This window comes from Bacillus clarus (assembly GCF_000746925.1).
Classification (GTDB): Bacteria; Bacillota; Bacilli; order Bacillales; family Bacillaceae_G; genus Bacillus_A; species Bacillus_A clarus.
In genome coordinates this window covers 818033-836277 of record NZ_JMQC01000008.1, presented here as the reverse complement: position 1 = coordinate 836277, position 18245 = coordinate 818033, and the positions used below count along the sequence as shown (strand labels likewise).

Annotated in this window: 15 protein-coding genes and 2 pseudogenes; 11 read left to right on the top strand and 6 right to left on the bottom strand. The window is 35.9% G+C overall.

Going from position 1 to position 18245, the window contains the following annotated elements:
- The first annotated feature begins 228 nt into the window (after positions 1–228).
- The gene (locus DJ93_RS04930) at positions 229–846 is read left to right on the top strand and encodes a GNAT family N-acetyltransferase (RefSeq protein WP_052109540.1); all 618 of its coding nucleotides are present in this window, start codon (positions 229–231) and stop codon (positions 844–846) included.
- Here DJ93_RS04930 and DJ93_RS33655 read toward each other — a convergent pair.
- Positions 770–1060, bottom strand: a pseudogene (locus tag DJ93_RS33655) (hypothetical protein); the annotation flags it as partial. The gene DJ93_RS04930 and the pseudogene DJ93_RS33655 overlap by 77 nt on opposite strands.
- Before the next feature lie 76 nt (positions 1061–1136).
- Between DJ93_RS33655 and DJ93_RS04920 the strand changes: the two are divergent.
- On the top strand, positions 1137–1364 hold the full coding sequence (locus DJ93_RS04920; protein ID WP_042979456.1) for a hypothetical protein: 228 nt from the start codon (positions 1137–1139) through the stop codon (positions 1362–1364).
- A 258-nt stretch (positions 1365–1622) separates the two neighbouring features.
- Here DJ93_RS04920 and DJ93_RS04915 read toward each other — a convergent pair whose 3' ends face one another.
- Complete coding sequence (locus tag DJ93_RS04915; RefSeq protein ID WP_042979455.1) at positions 1623–2831, bottom strand: MFS transporter; 1209 nt, start codon at positions 2829–2831, stop codon at positions 1623–1625.
- Positions 2832–3027: 196 nt separating this feature from the next.
- On the bottom strand, positions 3028–4182 hold the full coding sequence (locus tag DJ93_RS04910; protein ID WP_042979454.1) for a serine hydrolase domain-containing protein: 1155 nt from the start codon (positions 4180–4182) through the stop codon (positions 3028–3030).
- A gap of 287 nt (positions 4183–4469) precedes the next feature.
- On the opposite strand from DJ93_RS04910, the gene DJ93_RS04905 reads away from it, so the two are divergent.
- Positions 4470–4916 carry an Lrp/AsnC family transcriptional regulator gene (locus DJ93_RS04905; protein WP_042979453.1) on the top strand — a complete coding sequence of 149 codons (447 nt, stop codon included), beginning with the start codon at positions 4470–4472 and terminating at the stop codon, positions 4914–4916.
- 250 nt (positions 4917–5166) lie between these two features.
- On the opposite strand, the pseudogene DJ93_RS04900 reads toward DJ93_RS04905, so the two are convergent.
- The 3 genes and pseudogenes from DJ93_RS04900 to DJ93_RS04890 all read right to left on the bottom strand — a co-directional run.
- Positions 5167–5550: pseudogene (locus DJ93_RS04900) on the bottom strand (mycothiol transferase); the annotation flags it as partial.
- 94 nt (positions 5551–5644) lie between these two features.
- A complete protein-coding gene (locus tag DJ93_RS04895) occupies positions 5645–6712 on the bottom strand; it encodes a M24 family metallopeptidase (RefSeq protein ID WP_042979452.1) in 1068 nt (355 codons plus the stop codon).
- Between the two features lie 583 nt (positions 6713–7295).
- Complete coding sequence (locus tag DJ93_RS04890; protein WP_042979451.1) at positions 7296–9005, bottom strand: Rqc2 family fibronectin-binding protein; 1710 nt, start codon at positions 9003–9005, stop codon at positions 7296–7298.
- Between the two features lie 104 nt (positions 9006–9109).
- On the opposite strand from DJ93_RS04890, the gene DJ93_RS04885 reads away from it, so the two are divergent.
- From DJ93_RS04885 to def, 8 genes are all read left to right on the top strand, one after another.
- Positions 9110–11833: a calcium-translocating P-type ATPase, SERCA-type gene (locus tag DJ93_RS04885; protein ID WP_042979450.1), complete on the top strand. Its 2724-nt coding sequence runs from the start codon at positions 9110–9112 to the stop codon at positions 11831–11833.
- Positions 11834–11932: 99 nt separating this feature from the next.
- The gene (locus DJ93_RS04880) at positions 11933–12808 is read left to right on the top strand and encodes a YicC/YloC family endoribonuclease (protein ID WP_042979449.1); all 876 of its coding nucleotides are present in this window, start codon (positions 11933–11935) and stop codon (positions 12806–12808) included.
- 68 nt (positions 12809–12876) lie between these two features.
- Positions 12877–13140: an extracellular matrix/biofilm regulator RemA gene (gene remA / locus DJ93_RS04875; RefSeq protein ID WP_001251456.1), complete on the top strand. Its 264-nt coding sequence runs from the start codon at positions 12877–12879 to the stop codon at positions 13138–13140.
- A 13-nt stretch (positions 13141–13153) separates the two neighbouring features.
- The gene (gmk, locus tag DJ93_RS04870) at positions 13154–13771 is read left to right on the top strand and encodes a guanylate kinase (RefSeq protein ID WP_042979448.1); all 618 of its coding nucleotides are present in this window, start codon (positions 13154–13156) and stop codon (positions 13769–13771) included.
- Position 13772: 1 nt separating this feature from the next.
- Positions 13773–13985, top strand: a complete 213-nt coding sequence (gene rpoZ / locus DJ93_RS04865) for a DNA-directed RNA polymerase subunit omega (RefSeq protein WP_042979447.1) — start codon at positions 13773–13775, stop codon at positions 13983–13985.
- A gap of 151 nt (positions 13986–14136) precedes the next feature.
- Positions 14137–15342, top strand: coding sequence for a bifunctional phosphopantothenoylcysteine decarboxylase/phosphopantothenate--cysteine ligase CoaBC (gene coaBC, locus DJ93_RS04860; RefSeq protein WP_042979446.1), 1206 nt, complete (start codon positions 14137–14139; stop codon positions 15340–15342).
- On the top strand, positions 15339–17744 hold the full coding sequence (gene priA, locus DJ93_RS04855; RefSeq protein ID WP_042979445.1) for a primosomal protein N': 2406 nt from the start codon (positions 15339–15341) through the stop codon (positions 17742–17744). The genes coaBC and priA overlap by 4 nt, the downstream gene beginning before the upstream one ends.
- Positions 17745–17755: 11 nt before the next feature.
- A complete protein-coding gene (gene def, locus DJ93_RS04850) occupies positions 17756–18232 on the top strand; it encodes a peptide deformylase (RefSeq protein ID WP_042979444.1) in 477 nt (158 codons plus the stop codon).
- The last annotated feature ends 13 nt before the right edge of the window (positions 18233–18245 follow it).

Sequence of the window (18245 nt, the reverse complement as noted above, 5' to 3'; positions counted from 1 at the left end):
TTCATGTACTGTAATGGTAATCGTAGCAAATAGGTGTTAAAATATTCAGAAAAACAAAAGATAGTTAGAAGGGGATTTTTTATATCGACAATTTCCAACGCGTCTATAAAATAAGTAATAATGTTTATAAAGGTACAATGTAGAACATGTAATGAAACTTCTGTTTTTGGAGTGTATTTTAGGGGGAAATGCTCATTTACATTGTACTTTTTGAAGGGGAGAAAAATCGTGAAATTAAATAAAGGTGAGTATAAAACAGAGGGCAATAAGCAGGTAGACTTATTTACGATAGATTGCGGTGATATTTTATTAAGAGAGTTTACGATTCAGGATGCCGAAGCGATTTATATGATCGCAAAACAGCCTGAGGTTTCTGAATTCCTTCCTGATTGGAAATCGACGAAAGAGCAACGAATAGATTGGGTAACAAATTACGAAATACCAGCTAATAAAGAATTTCTAAAGGCGGCAAATGGTGTTCCTAATATTGGAGAGGAATTTCTAAAATTAGGGGTATTTTTAAAGGAGAACAATGAGTTTATCGGTTGGTGTTGTACTGGGATTAAGGAAGAATTACCATCTCCAAATAGGGAAGTTATGTATGCGATTTCGAATGATTATAGAAATAAAGGATATGCGACAAGAGCTACAAAAGGGTTAATGGATTATTTATTTGAGAAAACCAATGTAGAGGTTCTTAATACGATAGCGTTAGTTCGTAACATTGCTTCTAACAAGGTTATTGAAAAAAGTGGATTTCCATATGTGACTACGATTGAAATTGAAGGTGAAAAATATAATTGGTATAAGATTCGTAAGAGTGAATGGATAGGAAATCATAGTTAAGTAGATTGAAGTGAGAGAAATATAGTATAGGTGTGTACCTGAAATTGCTGAATAATAAAAAAGTGCGAGCTTTTTGCATCTTTTTAATTAATCGAATTTGTCCGCGATGATTGATTTCATCTTCAAATACGTGAAACCATTTGAAATAGTTATTTGCAGGTTTATCGTACCAAAAATCTGTTGTTTTAAATAACCATTCAGATGGTAAATGTTGATTTGAAATAAAGTTGCGACGTTTCTAAAAAAGATACGATGCTTTATTTCTTCAATCAAAGAATTGTAAATAAGTTATGATCAATTTTAGTTTAAATTATGACTACAAACATAAAGAAAAGAAAGACGAAAAAAGTTTTGTTTCTATAAGAGATAGGGGAGAAAATGCACTGTTAGAAGTTAAGAAAAGCGGAGATACAGTAGAAATAGTTACTTATTGGCGTAGTGACAAAACAACTAAGTTTTCACTTCCATTAGAATTATTTGAGAAGTTGTATAAAGATATTACTCAAAACAATAACTAATAAAATATTTCTGAAAGCACTTGTTTTGCATCTTTGTCATTAGTAGTAAAAATGATTGTAAGACTCGCAATAGTTACGATAATTACTGAAATAATTATGGAATGTTCATTCAAAAAGAAAAGAATCCATTTTGAACAATTTTTTCAAAACGGATTCTTTTTTTGTTTACCACATAACGTGGATTTCTCAGATACTTTTAATTAAACTTTATTTCAAAACTACAATTGCGTGTTTTTTTGAGCTTAATTCCTATTTGTTCTATTTCTGTTTTTCAGTAAAGCCAGTTGTTTTAGTCTTCCATACAACAATATATGCAACTAGCAATATACAGAACATTGCCCATGGGAAAGAAAGTACTCCAATGGTTTCCAAAAGGAATGCTCCAACCACACTTCCGCCCCCAATAGCTAAGTTCCAAGTTGTTACAAGCATTGATTGAGCAACATCTGCACCATCTCCACCAGCATTTGCAATTGCAGTTTGCAGAAGTGTTGCGGCTCCTCCAAATGTAAGACCCCATAGTGTAACTGCAAGATAGATTACAATAGTTTGATTCATGCCAATACCTAGTGCTACAGATGCCAAACCGAACCCAGCAAGGCTGATTAAAACCAACGAACGTAGTTTATGGTCAATTAATATTCCAATAAACCAAATACCAACTAATGCTGCTATACCAAATATAAGCAATATCATGTCAATCTTTTGGGTTAGTCCTAAATAATCAAGGTAAGGTGCAATATAAGTATAAAGAATGTTATGTGAAAGTACCCAAGCTAATACAACAAATAGTACTGATCTTACCCCTGGTGTGACCAAAACCTTTAATAGAGGTATGCGTTTTTCCGTAGATTGTCCAGGGAAGTCTGGAAGTTTCCATATAACCCAAATAACTAATAATAAAGTTGAAAGTGACATAATTCCGAAGACAGAGCGCCAGCCCAAAAAGGAACCAAGAAATGTCCCAATAGGAACACCAAATGCAAGCGCAAGAGGGGTTCCGACCATCGCCACCGCCATAGCCTTCCCTTTAAGTGATTCCGATGCCATTAGACGGGCATATCCGGCAGTCATTCCCCAAAGAACACCTGCAGTTACTCCAGCAAAGAAGCGAGCTATTAACGTTAAAGTATAATTAAAAGAAAAAGCAGTAATAGTATTAAATAAAAGAAATCCCACGATACATAGAAGCAGCAAAGGCTTTCTTCTCCATCCTTGAGTTGCCGTAGTTAAAGGAATAGCAGCTAATAATGATCCAAGAGCATATGAAGTAACAAGTTGACCAGCAAGGGATTCAGTAACTCCTAGTCCATTACTAATCTCTATTAATAACCCAGCAGGAATAGTTTCTGTGAGTATACAGATAAATCCGGCCATCGCCAGAGCGATCAAACCGTTCCATGGAAGACGTTCTGGTGAAGAGGCAATTGTAGCACTTCGTGTAGTTGAACTTCCATCTTGATACATAAGAAGAGCACCTCTTTTATATTAATATTTATTTAATAAGCCAATACATAAAATAATTTTCTATAAAAAGGCAGTAAATATATAAGTAGGCACCTCTTTATTAAGAAAGGTGCCTATAATTTATAGGAACATCTCAAAGTTTGACTATCCTTTTAATTTATTAAAACATCCTTTCTTCCAGTAAACTTATTTAATATCACTCATAGATAGCATCGGTTAAGTCTACAGTAAATTGGCCATCCATTCCTTCAAAAGCAGTATTTGTAAATGAAACTACTGTTAATTTCTCTATAGGGTCAACAAACCATGAGTGTCCATAAGCTCCGCCTAATCTCCATGTTCCAATGGACTCTTTTGTATTAGCTTCTTTAGGATCTTTCAATATAGTAAATCCTAAACCAAATCCTCTTCCAGGCCAGCCGACTAATGGTAAATTTCCAGTTTGAATTTTGGTCATTTCATTTTTTATATCATTTGGTAATAAAGAATTCCCTGACCTTAGCTCTTCAAGGAAATACAGAAAATCTTCTGCAGTACCATTCATTCCAGAACCTCCTGATGGGAAAGCACTGGTATCGAATGCACGAGCAGGCTCAAACACGATGCCTGAGGTTCCTTCAAATACTTGAGCAACTTCCTTATCACCCATTCTTTTAGGAATAGGAGAACTACTTAGATATTGAGTTACTATTCTTTGCCTATCTATAACATTAAATGATGTATTCACCATTTTTAATGGGTCAGTTATTAGAGTTTTAATTAATGTTTGCAACGAATCTCCATAAGCTTTACTGATAACTGCACCCAACACGTCTACTGCTATAGAATAACCCCAATTCGTACCCGGAGCATATAATAAAGGGACAGTGGAAAGTCTTTGTAAATTTTCTTCTAAAGAGATTCCTGAAAGGTTCATTCCATCTGAAACCCTTGCCTTTTTATATGCTCCTCCTCCTTCAGGCTCTAAAAATCCATATGTCAACCCAGCCGTGTGGGTAAGCAAGTGCCTTACAGTAATGGTAGGTTTGTCACCGTTCATTAACTGTGGCTGAAATTCTGGAAGCCACTTAGTAATTGGATCATCCAAACCAATTATTTCTTTTGAGACCAATACTAAAGCTGCGGCAGAAACAATTGGTTTCGTAACAGATGCAAGGCGAAAGATCGAGTCCTGGTCCATTTTTGTTTTTTCTTCCTGATCAGCGTAGCCTGCAACACGCCTATAGATAAGGTCACCATTCTTGCTAATTAAAGTCACTGTGCCAACGATTTTGTTGTTTTCGATCGCTTTGTTTATTACTTCATCAACCCTTTTACTCAATCCTATGATGTCTTTATCTGTTGTTAACATTTGTTCATCACATCCTATATGAATTTAAAGAACAACTTAATTTTAATAAAATAAACATTGATTTTACATAATAAATCATTTGAATTATTAGAATAACGATTATAAGTTCTAACTAATTTTCATCTTTTTCTTTTTATTTATAAAAGATGAAAAAATTAACGATGTATAATTTAAGTTTATAACGTTAAATTATACATTTTAATGATAGGATTATATAATAAGAGGATATAACCTTTAACATTAAGGTTTTTTTGTTAATCTAACTTTATTTTAAAAGGGTGATTTATATGGATAGTGTAGATAAAGATATACTAATGCATTTGCAGGGAGATGCACGATTGTCAATGACTTCTATTGGTAAACTTATAGGCTTATCTCAACCGGCGGTAACTGAAAGAGTAAAAAGATTAGAAGAAAAAGGAATCATCTCAAATTACAGGACTGTTGTATCAAATGATAAAATCGGTAAGCCAACAGTAGCTTTTATTTTATTTCGAACCACACAATGTCTTAATTTTGTTGATTATTGTGAAAATACACAACAAGTGGTAGAGTGTCACCGTATAAGTGGGGAATATAACTACTTAATTAAAGTAGTAGTTGAATCTACAAAAGAACTTGAACTATTTGAAAATGAAAGTATGAAATATGGTAACTCCACTACACTAATTTCTCTTTCCTCACCTATTGATTTTAAACCGTTGCTTCCCTCGGCCATGATGCTAAAAGAATAAAATATTATGTATGTATTAAATTAGTAAGGAAGATTAATCTCTGCTAAATAAACGAGTGCTTTTTATAATCATCAAGAAAAGGGCGCACTATTGTTTAAGATTAAAGGTAGAAAATGATTAAACTTTTTTATAAAAATCTCATATGTAACTAAAAAGAGTACCTCCATTTTGATTAAACTTTTTTCAAAATGGAGTTTTTGTATTCGCTGTTAAATAAAGGTTTGTAAATCTACTTTTATCAAACTTTATTCCAAGGCAACAGTAAAGACTGAAATGTTTCAATTGTTTTAGATCGGACTTCTTGTAATGTATTTATATAGTAGTCTATAGAGTTTCCTTTTATTTTTTGACGCCCAAGATTGCCTAATTCAACTCCAGGTAACCAATGTTCTAGTTCAGTGTCTGTTGGTTCGCGGTCTTTAAAGGTATGAATTTGGTAGTAAATTTCAATAGCGACCATATGGTACAATAACATGCCAATTGAATTCGCCTCGTCATCGTATAAATAATCAAGTTCCTCAATTGTTAAACCTTCTACCGCTTGTATTGTTGTAAATCGAGCGTAATTCATCATGGAAACAATCTTTGAAAATTCTATGTTTAAGCCATCTATCTTATCAATTACAAAATTCAAGTAAAACGCCCCCCTCATTAAACGATTGCTTCAGAGAAGAAATTCTCTATGAAGAGAAAATTTCCTATTAAGGAGAGGGGGAGTATGTAGGATGTTATGAAATAATAATGAGTTCTCTATTCGCTTTTGTGATGACTTCATGACCGTCTTTTGTAATGATAATATCATCCTCAATTCTACAACCACCCCAGTTAGGAATATAAATACCAGGTTCAACTGTAACAATCATACCTTCTTGTAGAGTAGCTGTGCTTTCTTGAGATAGTCGAAGAGGTTCATGTATTTCTAAGCCAAGACCGTGTCCTGTAGAGTGTCCAAAATATTGACCATAACCATGTTCTGTAATGTAGTTTCTTGTAATGTCATCGATGCTTTTCGCAGTTTCCCCAGGTTTAATCGCTTCAGTTCCTCGTTTTAATGCCTCTAAAACAATATTATATATTTTTTTAAATTCTTTTGATGGTTCTCCAATTGCAACAGTACGTGTGAGATCAGAACAATATCCATTGTAAAGTGCGCCGAAATCTAATGTAACGATATCCCCTTGCTCAATCATTTTATTTGTCGCAACGCCGTGAGGAAGAGAAGAGCGTACACCAGAAGCTACAATAATTTGAAATGATGATGATGTAGCCCCTTTTTTTCGCATGAAAAACTCTAATTCATCGCGGACATCAGTTTCGCAGATTCCTGGTTTTAGAAACTGTAGTATATGGTGGAATGCTTCGTCAGCAATATTAGCTGCAATTTTTATTGTTTCTATTTCGGACTCATCTTTTATAGTGCGAATGTTTTCGATAATTTCACAAACGGGTATCATTTCAGCCTTTACATATTTTTGTAATTTCTTATATTGTTGCAAAGTCATGTTGTTTTCTTCGAGTCCTAATTTTTTTATGTTTAATCTAACTACTTGATTAGCAATTTCTTGCTCTATATTCCCTTTGTGCATAACGATTTCAGCTTCTTTTATTTCATTTTTTGCTTGATCTACATAGCGGAAATCGGTAATAAAGACAGCTTTAGTACCAGAGATTAAGGTAACTCCAGCGCTACCTGTAAAGCCAGTTGTATACTGGCGGTTTTCTTTTTTTGTAATAAGCAATCCGTCAATCTCATATTTTTGTAATTGTTTTTGAATGTTGTTAATTCTTAAAGTCACGCTAATTCCTCCTTTTCATATCATTGAATAAAGCAAAGAGTGTGCCAATATTTTATAAAAATAAAAAGAAGTCTAAAGGATAGGAATGAGTATAGAGAATCAGTGTGTATATTTTAAAAGAACAATATTCCTCTATAAAAGGAATGAGATTGTAGTTTATGAACTGTCAAGGAATATAGACAAATGTAAGATGTTCATGTCTATATTTTTTGACATAAATATGTATAGTGTAAAACTTGTTTCGAATAGAAAGTTAAATCCCTTAATATTTATATAGCAGGAAATAGCATATAAATATTAAGAGCTTAATGGGAAATTAATGAAATAGCTGAGGGAGATTAACAGATGAAAAAAATTAAGTAAGGTAATGCCATTGTGTTTAGTGGCGAGCATACTCGTAATGGCAGGATGTGAAAGTAAAGCCAATGCAGATTCAAAACTACAAGTGGCTGAAGCTCCAGAAGAGAAATATAAGATGACAAAAGAATGATGTTATGAATTAGTCAATTTATATATGAATTGACAAGGATAGAGTGTAATAAAAAGGCATTGCTTTCATGCAATGCCTTTTTATTATGGTTTATTAAGCTTTTAATTTCATTACTGTATCAGCATCTGGTGTTACATATAATGTTTGTTGATTGTCATATGTAACAAAACCAAGTTTTGCACCACTCGGTTTTTTCACATGACGAATCTTTGTGAAATCTACAGGGACAGAACTAGAATCTTTCGCTTTGCTATAATAAGCAGCAATTTTAGCAGCCTCTAGTAGAGTTTCTTCAGTAGGTTCAAGAGAACGAATGACAACATGAGATCCAGGTATGTCTTTCGTGTGTAACCAAATTTCATCACGACGGGAAAATTTCGTTGTTAAATAGTCATTTTGTTTATTGTTTTTCCCAACAAAAATTTCTGTTCCATCGCTAGCGATATATTTATCTAATACTGGTTTCGACGGTTTTTTCTTTGCGTTTTTTGTTTTGCGATTACGGATATAACCTTCTTCAGCTAATTCTTCACGAATCTCCTCAATATCTTTTGAAGAAGCAGCTTCCATTTGTTGAAGTAAGCTATCAAAATACAGGATTTCTGCATTTGTTTTTTCAATTTGCTCTTCTACAATAGCAACAGAATTTTTCGCTTTTTGATATTTTTGGAAGTAACGCTGTGCATTTTCAGACGGTGTTTTTAAAGGATCCAATGTAATTTTTACAGTTCCGCTTTTCTCATCGTAGTAGTTAATAACTTCAATGTCCTTATCACCTTTTTTTAATGCATACATATTGGCTGTAAGAAGTTCGCCAAATAATTGATATTTATCTGCTTTTCCAGCATTTTGTAATGTTTTTTCGAGTTTAATTAATTTCTTTTCGTTCTTTGCTTTTTCATTTTGCATAAACCGCTCTAAATCGTGGGCTTGTTGTTTTACACGATCGCGTTCTGCTTTGCCGAAGAAGAACCGATCTAACAATTCGCTAACAGATGAAAAGGTTTTTTCATCTCCTTGTAAGTGAGAAAGAGGGAATAGGTAAAAGAACTCTTTTCCATCCGCGGTTATCATTGCTGGTGTATATTGATGCGTTTGCAATGGTTTTTGCAAGGTGAAGAAGGATTCAGATAATGCTTTTTCATTCACCATACCTGCTTTTTTTACAACTTCTTTTGCAAATAGTGGGGAAATTCCCATGAATGCTCCTACAAGTTGTTTGTCCATGTTTCCAGATAAAAAGTCTAGCGGTCTAATAAATTCATCGGCTGTTTCGATACGAAGCGGGTTCATTTTATGTTGCGCTGGTGGTGCAACGTATTCAGCTCCAGCGTATACAGTACGATGGCGGTTTACCGCTAAAGAAACGTGTTTTAAGCTATCTAAAATAACGTTTGTTTTTGCATCTACTAAGATGATGTTACTATGACGCCCCATTATTTCAATTACTAATGTTTTTAATGATTCATCACCGATTTCATTACGACTCCGAACTGTAATCTGGATGATACGTTCTAAATCGATTTGTTCAATTTTTTCAATAAATCCACCTTCTAAATGTTTGCGAAGAAGCATACAAAACATTGGCGGTAGTGCTGGGGAATCGTAACTTTGATTCGTTAAGTGCATACGCGCATATGTAGGATGCGCTGAAAGAATTAGTTTTTGATTTTTTCCGTTTGCTCGAATATGTAATAAAATCTCATATTTTGAAGGTTGATATATTTTTGAAATTCTTCCGGTTTGAAGAGAATTTGCAATTTCATGTGTAATCGCTCTTGTAAATAATCCATCGAATGCCATTATAAACACTCCTTTCTAACTAAATGTTAATTATAGCATTTTTTTGGACGAGGCTGAATAAGCTTTCATTAGAGTATGTCTGGAATCAGGAGGTCGATAGCGGGATGAACTGGTATGAAATGCGAGCACATGAAGTGGAGGAAAGAACGAATACGAATGTGAAGGTGGGTCTTACAGAGAAAGAGGCAGAAGGACGATTAAAAAAATTTGGTGCAAATGAATTACAAGAGGCAAAGCGGCCTTCTGCACTTTTAGTGTTTTTAGCGCAGTTTAAAGATTTTATGGTTCTTGTCTTATTTGGTGCAACAATTATTTCAGCCTTTTTAGGAGAATATATTGATTCAATTGCGATTATCGCAATCGTTATTATTAACGGTATTCTCGGCTTTTTTCAAGAAAGGAAGGCGGAAAAATCGCTGGAGGCTTTAAAGGAATTAGCCGCCCCGCAGGTTATTGTTTTACGAAATGGAAAATGGGTGAAAGCACCGTCTAAAGCGCTCGTTTTAGGGGATATTATTAAATTCTCTAGCGGTGACCGTATCGGTGCAGATGTTCGCCTCGTTGAATCATCAAGTTTATATATTGAGGAATCCGCCCTTACAGGAGAGTCAGTACCTGTTCAAAAAAAGGTAGAGGCATTACAAGGTCAAGGGGTTTCAATAGGTGATCAAAAAAATATGGCATTTATGGGGACGATGATAACGAGAGGATCTGGCACAGGGGTAGTGGTAGCGACAGGAATGAATACAGCTATGGGGCAAATCGCAAATATGTTACAAAATGCAGAGCAAATGGAAACTCCATTACAACGAAGATTAGAACAACTGGGGAAAATTTTAATTATCGTTGCGCTTATTTTAACAGCGCTTGTTGTGTTAGCAGGTGTATATCAAGGAAATGAAGTATATCATATGTTTTTAGCGGGTGTTTCGCTTGCTGTTGCAGCAATTCCAGAAGGCTTACCAGCCATCGTTACGGTTGCACTATCGCTTGGTGTACAGCGCATGATTAAAAAGAGAGCAATTGTGCGAAAATTGCCAGCTGTAGAAACATTAGGTTGTGCCTCTGTTATTTGTTCAGATAAAACAGGAACAATGACGCAAAACAAAATGATGGTAACACATATGTGGTCAGGCGGAGAAATATGGAAAGTGACAGGTCAAGGATATGAGCCGACGGGATCTTTTATGAAAGGTGAAAAGACGATTGATCCAGCTAAGACAAAATCGCTGTATCAATTACTTACATTTGGATGCCTATGTAATAATGCGAACATTATCCAAAAGAAAAAGGCGTATGTACTAGATGGAGATCCGACAGAGGGAGCCCTCGTTGCTGCTGCAATGAAGGCGGGAATATCACGTGAAGCGCTAAAAGGGAAATTTGAAATCATTCATGAATTTCCTTTTGATTCAACAAGAAAAATGATGAGTGTTATTGTTCGTGATCGTGAAGGGAAAAAGTTTGTTATTACAAAAGGAGCACCAGATGTTCTTTTGCAAATGAGTCAAACAATTTTATGGGGAAATAAACAGCAGCCTTTAAGTGAACTGTACCGAAAAGAAGTGCAGGCAGCGATTCATAGTTTAGGAAGTCAAGCTCTTAGGACAATTGCTGTTGCCTTTAAACCATTAAAAGCTACGGATTCGATTGAACATGAAAGAGAAGTAGAAAAAGACTTTATGCTTGTTGGAATACAAGGGATGATAGATCCACCAAGACCAGAAGTTAAGCAGGCAGTGAAAGAGTGTAAGGAAGCTGGTATTAGAACAGTAATGATTACAGGGGATCATAAAGTGACAGCGATGGCAATCGCGGAACAGTTAGGGATTTTACCACCAAACGGGCGAGTTGTTGAAGGGATAGAACTTGCGAATATGGATGTAAAGGCATTAGAAGCTATTGTAGAAGATACGTATGTATTCACTCGAGTATCTCCTGAACATAAATTGAAAATTGTTAAGGCGCTGCAAAATAAAGGACATATAGTAGCTATGACGGGTGATGGAGTGAATGATGCTCCTGCTATTAAAACAGCCGATATTGGAATTGCGATGGGGATTACAGGAACAGATGTAGCAAAAGAAGCTTCTTCTCTTGTATTGTTAGATGATAATTTTGCCACGATTAAGTCGGCTATTAAAGAAGGTAGAAATATATACGAAAATATACGGAAATTTATTCGTTACTTGCTAGCGTCCAATGTTGGTGAGATTTTAGTTATGTTATTTGCGATGATACTTGCGCTGCCTTTGCCGATGGTTCCGATTCAAATTTTATGGGTGAATTTAGTCACGGATGGACTACCGGCGATGGCATTAGGTTTGGATGCAGCTGAAGGGGATGTAATGAGGAGAAATCCACGTCATCCGAAAGAAGGCGTATTTGCTAGAGGACTTGCATGGAAAATTGTAAGCCGAGGTTTTTTAATCGGAGCAGTGACGCTGGTAGCATTTATTATTGCATTTAATCAGCATCCAAATGAACTGAAATATGCACAAACAGTTGCATTTGCAACATTAGTATTGGCACAGCTTATCCATGTATTTGATTGTCGCAGTGAGCATTCTGTATTCCATCGTAATCCATTTGGAAATATGTATTTAGTTGGAGCTGTTATCATTTCCTTGTTATTAATGTTTGTGGTCATTTATTATCCACCTTTACAACCGATTTTTAGCACAATGCCGATACAAGCAAGAGATTGGTTATTAATTGTAGGTTTATCATCTATTCCTACGTTCTTGTTAGTAGGGTCTTTATTGACAGGGAAAAAAGAGAAAAAGAAAAAGCCTATCTTATATAAGAAGGGATTAAACTTGAAATAGTCAATGATATGAAAATGTGATATAATTTACAGAAGGTAGTAGAGTTGCATCTCTATTACCTTTTTCATTGAGTTATTTCATGGCTTGGATGTGATAAAAATGATTTCTAGTATGACAGGATTTGGAAGGTCGAAAGTGGAAAATGGTACTTTTCAAATTACAGTAGAAATGAAGTCAGTGAACCATCGTTTCTTAGAGATGAGCATTCGACTTCCGAAACAAATGATGGCGTTTGAAGACAAAATTCGTAAGATTATTGCAGAACAAGTTCGCCGTGGGCGGATTGAAGTGTCCATTAGTATAACGGGTGAAGGGCTTGTTGAAAGAAAGTTAAGTGTGAATTGGGCGCTTCTTGAACAGTACAAATCCATTATGGAAGATATAAAAACAAAATTTCAATTACAAGATTCTATTACACTTCAACAATTAATGGGAATGCCAGAAGTAACGGCAGTTGAAGAAACGGAAAATGTAAATGAACAATTTGAAGAAAGTTTATATGATGCTGTTCGCCAAGCTGCTTATATGTTAAAAACGATGAGAGATGGCGAAGGGGAACGATTACATAAAGATATAGCGTATCGTTTGCAAGAGATTCATGATTGTGTAAATGCAGTTATCCCGCACGCACCAATTGTGGTTCAAAAATATCGTGAACGATTAGAAAATCGCTTGAAAGAATTACATAATCAAGATTTAGACGAACAAAGACTGTTAACAGAAGTAGCGATGTTTGCAGAACGTGCAGATATTCATGAGGAGTTAGTTCGTTTGCAAAGTCATTTAGATCAATTTCGTGAAGCGTTGCAGATTGAAGAGCCTGTTGGAAGAAAAATGGACTTCATCGTGCAAGAGATGCATCGTGAGATTAATACGATTGGTTCAAAGGCAAATGACTTAACAATTTCAAAATATGTCGTAGAAATGAAAAATAACCTTGAAAAAATTCGTGAACAGGTACAAAATATTGAGTAGCTGTCAAAAAAATATATAAAGTTATACGTGGTGGAGAAATCGGATAGACTTACTAGGAGGCGCAAACTATGGCCATGCGGTTTTTAAATATTGGATACGGAAACATTGTATCTGCTCATCGAATTATTGCTATTGTAAGTCCGGAGTCAGCTCCTATTAAACGAACAGTACAAGAAGCACGTGAACACAATGCGTTACTTGATGCTACGTATGGGAGAAAAACAAGGGCGGTTATTGTTATGGATGATGGGCATGTTGTGTTAAGTCCAATTCAACCAGAGACGATTGCACATCGTTTGAATAATAAAGAAGATTTAAGTGAGGAAGGGTAGGTTTTACATATTTATGAGAAGTAGAAGAGGGTTGCTCATCGTTCTTTCAGGACCTTCTGGCGTTGGAAAAGGGACAGTTCGAAAAGAGCTGTTTAGCCAAGAGGACACACAATTTCAATACTCAATTTCAGTAACGACACGTAAACCACGTGAAGGTGAAGTGGACGGTGTAGATTATTTCTTTAAAGAGAGAGAAGAATTTGAAGAAATGATCCGAGATGAAAAGTTACTTGAGTGGGCAGAGTTCGTTGGTAATTACTACGGAACACCGGTTGATTATGTTGAAAAGACGTTACAAGAAGGGAAAGATGTGTTCTTAGAAATTGAAGTGCAAGGAGCAATTCAAGTTAAGAAAGCCTTCCCAGAAGGTGTATTCATTTTCTTAGCTCCTCCGAGTCTGTCAGAACTAAAGAACCGAATTGTCGGTCGTGGTACAGAGACTGAAGAAGTTATTGAAAATCGTTTAACTGTGGCAAAAGAAGAAATCGAAATGATGGACGCTTATGACTATGTTGTAGAAAACGATCAAGTTGAATTAGCTTGCGAACGTATTAAAGCAATTGTGGTCGGTGAACATTGCCGCCGCGAAAGAGTAGCAAAATATTATAAAGAAATGACGGAGGGTATATAATATGTTAAATCCATCAATTGACTCATTATTAACAAAAATCGATTCTAAATATACGTTAGTAACAGTAGCGGCAAAGCGTGCGCGTGAAATGCAACTTGCTGACAACTGTGTTATTGGAAAGCCTGTTTCTCACAAATGTGTAGGTAAAGCATTAGAAGAAATCGATGCAGAAGCATTAAGCTACGTACCAAGCGAAGAAAAAATAACTGATTAAGACATTCTTTTCGACAAATAAAAACATAGACTTTATAATTTTCTATGTAACGGTAACAACCTATTTACAAGTAGGTTGTTATTTTTTTACGATAGAGCTGAAAAATTCCATTTCAGCAGAATAAGTTTGAAAAAGAAAGAGGACGAGTCATATGCTAAAAGGGAAAAAGATACTTCTATGTGTAACAGGAGGCATTGCAGTTTTTAAGGTGGCTGCGTTAACAAGTAAATTGACACAAGCGGGAGCACTTGTAAAAGTAATGATGAGTGAATCAGCAATGAAGTTTGTTACACCTCTTACGTTCCAAGCGCTTTCTCGCCACGATGTGTATACGGATACGTTTGATGAAAAAGATTCAGCAGTTATCGCTCATATCGATTTAGCTGATTGGGCAGATGTTGTGCTTGTTGCACCTGCTACAGCAAATTGTATTGGAAAGTTAGCGAATGGTATTGCGGATGATATGATAACGACTACTTTGCTAGCTACTACAGCCCCAGTTTGGATTGCACCTGCTATGAATGTGCATATGTATGAAAATAAAATTGTCCAGAAAAATATGATGATGTTAAAAACATTAGGATATACATTTATTGAGCCTGGAGAAGGCTTTTTAGCATGTGGTTATGTGGCGAAGGGAAGACTGGAAGAACCTGAAACAATTATTGCGCGGTTAGAGGAAGCTTTCTTGGAACAAAAACCATTACAAGGAAAGAGAATATTAATAACAGCTGGACCGACACGTGAAAAAATTGATCCAGTTCGTTTTATGACAAATTTCTCTTCTGGAAAAATGGGATATGCTATTGCAGAAGTGGCAGCAAACTTAGGAGCTGATGTCATACTTATTTCAGGCCCGACAGCATTAATACCGCCATTACATGTAACAACTGTGCAAGTGGAATCTGCACAAGATATGTTAGAAGCTGTCCTTCAAAATTACCCGAATGTAGATGTTGTCATCAAAACAGCTGCAGTTGCAGATTATCGTCCAAAATATGTTCATGATAATAAAATGAAAAAGAAAAACGACGATGCTGTTATTGAATTAGAAAGAACAGTTGATATTTTAAAAACGTTAGGTGAGAAGAGAGAGGGTCAGCTGCTCATCGGTTTCGCGGCAGAAACGACCAATGTGGAAGAATACGCAACGAGAAAGTTGCATGAGAAAAATGCAAATATGATTGTTGCGAATGATGTGAAAGCGCAAGGAGCAGGATTTGGTACGGATACGAATATTGTAACAATGTATAGAAAAGATGGAGAAATTATTGAGTTACCACTTTTAACGAAGAAAGAAGTAGCTCGTGAAATATTGAAGCAAATTGAAATGATGTTAGAAGCTGATCGTTTATGAAGTTTGCCAGTGTAATTGTTGATGTACCTGCCCGTCAAACGGATCGACCGTTTGATTATATTATTCCTGAAAAATGGGAAGATATAGTGCAAACAGGTATGCGTGTAGTAGTCCCGTTTGGCCCAAGGAAATTGCAGGGTTTTATTATTGAAATCAAGGAATCGGTTAGCGTAGAAAGTAAGAAATTAAAGGCATTGCATGAAATACTAGATGTCACTCCAGTTTTAAATGAGGAGTTATTAAAACTTGGTTTTTGGCTCACGGATGAAACGTTATGTTATATGATTTCAGCTTTTCAAGTTATGCTTCCTACTGCGATAAAAGCAACTTATAAAAAGCGTCTACAACTTCATAAGCAAGAAGAAGTAGCGCTGGAAATTCTTCACTTATTTCAAGATAAAGATGCGATAGATTGGGAAGAACTTGCTACACAGCCACACTTATACCGTACGGTTCAAAAAGAAATTGCAAACGGTACGATTGAAGTAGTCTATCAAGTGAAAGATAAAGTACAAAAAAAGAAACAAAGAGTAGTTCAACCAGAATTGCCAGAAGCGGAATTAGAAGCTGTGGCATTTCATTTAAAGAGTAAAAAACAGCAAGATGTACTATATTATTTTGCGGAGAACTATAAGAGTGTGCCGTTAAAAACATTAACAGAAGAATTACAAATGACAGATGCACCAATAAAGTCGCTTGTTAAAAAAGGTTTGCTTTCAGAAAAGTATGTGGAAGTATATCGTAATCCGTATGACGATGACAATTTTGAGCAGACGAAGCCTTTCCCTCTTACGGAAGAACAAAATCAAGTGATTACACCAATTCTGTCATCTATTACGAATGAAACTTATAATCCATTTTTACTATATGGTGTTACCGGAAGTGGTAAAACAGAAGTGTATTTACAATCTATAGGGGCAGTGTTAAAGAAAGGAAAGGAAGCAATTGTACTTGTACCTGAAATTGCTTTAACTCCTCAAATGGTAGATCGTTTTAAAGGGCGATTTGGTTCACAAGTAGCGGTTCTTCATAGTGCGCTTTCTGTTGGGGAAAAATATGATGAATGGCGAAAAATTTTGAGAAAAGAAGTAAAAGTCGTAGTTGGTGCACGTTCGGCTATTTTTGCTCCTTTTGAAAATTTAGGAATTATCATTATTGATGAGGAGCATGAAGCGAGCTATAAGCAAGAAGATAATCCAAGATACCATGCTAGAGACGTGGCGATTTGGAGGGGGCAATATCATAAGTGTCCAATCGTTCTTGGAAGCGCAACACCGACGCTTGAATCGTTTGCTAGAGCAAAAAAAGGTGTTTATGAGCTATTAACGATGGAAAAAAGAATGAATGCACAAGCGTTGCCGACGGTAGAAATTGTAGATATGCGTGAGGAGCTTCGTGATGGAAATCGCTCCATGTTTTCGAAGGCGCTTCATGAGAAAATAGCCGATCGATTAGAGAAGAAAGAACAAATGGTTCTCTTTTTAAATAGAAGAGGTCATTCTACATTTGTAATGTGCCGTGATTGTGGGTATGTCGTACAATGTCCACATTGTGATATATCGTTGACATATCATAAAATGAATCATCGTTTAAAATGTCATTATTGTAGCCATGAGGAAAATATGCCAACTGCTTGTCCAGTTTGTAGTAGTACGTATATTAGGTTCTTTGGTACAGGAACACAAAAGGTAGAAGAAGAAATTACAAAACTATTCCCAGAGGCGCGAGTCATTCGAATGGACGTGGATACGACGAGTCGTAAAGGGATGCATGAAAAGTTATTAAAAGCATTTGGTGAAGAGAAAGCAGACATATTACTTGGTACACAAATGATTGCGAAGGGCCTTGATTTCCCGAAAGTGACGCTTGTCGGTGTGTTAACAGCTGACACAATGCTTCATTTACCGGATTTTCGTGCAAGCGAAAAAACCTACCAATTATTGACGCAAGTAAGCGGGCGTGCGGGACGACATGATCTGCCAGGAGAAGTTGTGATTCAAACGTATACGCCAGAACACTACAGTGTGGAATTAGCGAAGGATCAGCAGTATGATATATTTTTTGAACAAGAAATGCAAATGAGGCGAATGAGGCAATACCCACCGTATTACTATGTTGCACTTGTAACCGTATCGCATCCAGAATTATTAAAAGCTGTACAAGTAACGGAAAAAATTGTCGGTTATTTACGAACGCATTGTTCAAGGCAAACAATGGTGTTAGGGCCGGTTGCTTCAGCAATTCCAAGGATTAAAGATAGATATCGTTACCAATGCATGATAAAATACAAACGGGAACCAAACTTAAAGAACGTGCTCAAAATGGTAAATGAACATTATCAAGCAGAAATGCAAAAAGAGCTACAAATCTCAATTGATTTTAATCCAACAATGTTAATGTAGCGGAGGGAAATATGGCAGTTTTAGAAATTGTAAAGCATCCAAACGAAGTGTTAGAAACCCCATGTGAACGGGTAATTAACTTTGATAAAAAGTTAGTAAATTTGTTGAAAGATATGCATGAAACAATGTTAGTTGCAGATGGTGTCGGTCTAGCTGCACCACAAGTCGGTGTAAGCTTACAAGTAGCTGTGGTTGATATCGGTGACGATACGGGGAAAATCGAATTAATTAACCCAATTATTTTAGAAAAACGTGGTGAACAAGTAGGTCCCGAAGGCTGCTTAAGCTTCCCGGGACTTTATGGTGAAGTGGAACGTGCAGATTATATTAAAGTACGTGCGCAAAATCGTCGTGGGAAAATATTCTTATTAGAAGCAGAAGACTTTTTAGCACGCGCAATTCAACATGAAATCGATCATTTACACGGTGTGTTATTTACATCTAAAGTGACGAGATATTATGAGGAAAATGAATTAGAAGAGATGTAAAAGGAGCGGTTTT

What these genes read in the sequence shown, in the direction of transcription:
- DJ93_RS04915 (WP_042979455.1), bottom strand. Translation starts at nt 2,831, where the DNA reads ATGTATCAAGATGGAAGTTCAACTACACGAAGTGCTACAATTGCCTCT.
- remA (WP_001251456.1), top strand. Translation starts at nt 12,877, where the DNA reads ATGGCCATGCGGTTTTTAAATATTGGATACGGAAACATTGTATCTGCT.
- DJ93_RS04920 (WP_042979456.1), top strand. Translation starts at nt 1,137, where the DNA reads ATGATCAATTTTAGTTTAAATTATGACTACAAACATAAAGAAAAGAAA.
- DJ93_RS04890 (WP_042979451.1), bottom strand. Translation starts at nt 9,005, where the DNA reads ATGGCATTCGATGGATTATTTACAAGAGCGATTACACATGAAATTGCA.
- rpoZ (WP_042979447.1), top strand. Translation starts at nt 13,773, where the DNA reads ATGTTAAATCCATCAATTGACTCATTATTAACAAAAATCGATTCTAAA.
- DJ93_RS04885 (WP_042979450.1), top strand. Translation starts at nt 9,110, where the DNA reads ATGAACTGGTATGAAATGCGAGCACATGAAGTGGAGGAAAGAACGAAT.
- priA (WP_042979445.1), top strand. Translation starts at nt 15,339, where the DNA reads ATGAAGTTTGCCAGTGTAATTGTTGATGTACCTGCCCGTCAAACGGAT.
- coaBC (WP_042979446.1), top strand. Translation starts at nt 14,137, where the DNA reads ATGCTAAAAGGGAAAAAGATACTTCTATGTGTAACAGGAGGCATTGCA.
- gmk (WP_042979448.1), top strand. Translation starts at nt 13,154, where the DNA reads ATGAGAAGTAGAAGAGGGTTGCTCATCGTTCTTTCAGGACCTTCTGGC.
- DJ93_RS04910 (WP_042979454.1), bottom strand. Translation starts at nt 4,182, where the DNA reads ATGTTAACAACAGATAAAGACATCATAGGATTGAGTAAAAGGGTTGAT.
- DJ93_RS04880 (WP_042979449.1), top strand. Translation starts at nt 11,933, where the DNA reads ATGATTTCTAGTATGACAGGATTTGGAAGGTCGAAAGTGGAAAATGGT.
- DJ93_RS04905 (WP_042979453.1), top strand. Translation starts at nt 4,470, where the DNA reads ATGGATAGTGTAGATAAAGATATACTAATGCATTTGCAGGGAGATGCA.
- def (WP_042979444.1), top strand. Translation starts at nt 17,756, where the DNA reads ATGGCAGTTTTAGAAATTGTAAAGCATCCAAACGAAGTGTTAGAAACC.